The organism is Lactiplantibacillus xiangfangensis, from assembly GCF_001438845.1.
Lineage (GTDB): Bacteria > Bacillota > Bacilli > Lactobacillales > Lactobacillaceae > Lactiplantibacillus > Lactiplantibacillus xiangfangensis.
This window is the reverse complement of sequence record NZ_JQCL01000071.1, coordinates 1,731-3,186: the sequence shown is the minus strand read 5'-3', so window position 1 is coordinate 3,186 and position 1,456 is coordinate 1,731. Positions and strand designations below refer to the sequence as shown.

General features: G+C 34.4%; 1 protein-coding gene. It reads left to right on the top strand.

Features of this window, described 5'->3' with window-relative positions; all coding sequences use genetic code 11:
* Window positions 1-95 precede the first annotated feature (95 nt).
* Complete coding sequence (locus IV64_RS07980; protein ID WP_083491608.1) at window positions 96-1,142, top strand: S-adenosyl-L-homocysteine hydrolase; 1,047 nt, start codon at window positions 96-98, stop codon at window positions 1,140-1,142.
* Window positions 1,143-1,456: the final 314 nt, after the last annotated feature.

Sequence of the window (1,456 nt, the reverse complement as noted above, 5' to 3'; positions counted from 1 at the left end):
GAGTATCTATTAGATAAATCGTATTTCGAAAAAGTCGCTGCGCTTTTTAATAAAGGACAGTCTGATCCCCAAAAAATCCTGTCGTAGAGCACGCTGTGATTAACAGTTTGGATTTTATAGACTATTTATGTGAACACTACGAAGTGTACTTTATACCCAAGCCCAAAAGTATCGATCGTAAAGTCCTTAAACATTTATCAAAAACTTGTACAATATTAGATGTTTCTAGGAAAGAATTAGCAGGCGTTGATACACCTAACTTGATAAAGAAAATTGTCGGACAGGACACGTTTGCAATTATTGATATTGGTGGGTATTTTGTACCAAGATTAAGTGACATTCAGAAACAGTTTAAAGGTCAATTGGTTAAAATAATCGAGGATACGGGAAATGGCTACCAAAAGTATGAAGATAAGCTGTCCAATAATTCAATATCAGTCCCAATACTATCAGTGGCAAGAAGTTCTTTAAAAATTGAGGAAGATTTTTTGGTTGGACATGAGATTGTAGTCAAATCCGAAATCTTTTTAGCAGATTATGGAACGACGCTTTTAGGCAAGAAAGTACTAGTTATTGGCTATGGTAAAGTTGGCTCCAGTATAGCGGGTAATTTAAGAAAACGTGGTGCAATAGTCACAGTTTCTGATAAAAGGGCAATACGATTAGCTAACGCATTAGCCCATGGGTACCAAATAACTAATGATATATATACTGAGCTAATTGACGTTGATATTGTGTATATAGCTAATGGAGAGAAGTCTATTGATACTCTTCAACTAAAAAAATTGGATTTGAAACATACTTTATATAGCTTTTCTGTAACTTCAGCGGACGATACTTTTAAAAATAGTCAAATGATCAACAAATTACCCCGCTATGGACACAATGGTGGGTATAAAATTTTAAAAACTAAAAGCAATAGGACTATTATTCTAGCAAATTCAGGGGACGCAATTAATTTCACATACTCTATATCAACATTAGCTTCCTACGTTCAATTAACACAGGCTGAAATGGCAGTTATACTACAAAAAGACATTTCAGGTGAAGAAAATCAGGGAATTGTTGAATTAAATGAAAACGACAGAGAAAAAATTGCTAAAGAATGGTTGGTAGAGATATTCAAATTTGTTAAAAGTTGAATTAAATGAAAAAAGCTTAAAGAATTATACAAATAAGCTCTGGTTGCTACCGACAAAGAGATTCTAAGCTGCTTTTAGTTGCTGCTAAACTTTGATCGTAGTATTAAACAAAAATACCTTATTAAGCGCAACTTTCACTGAAACAGTTGATAACAATATTAAGATGAAATTTGGTTTCCTCGTCAAAGTTTCTGTATAATAGATTAAGCAGGAAGTTTTAAGGGCGGTGGCTGTCTTTTCCCTTGCGAGGTGAGGCCCATGGGAACATGGAATAATCTTCAGGAAGGTTTCACAGTCAATGAGCGTCTTCCAGG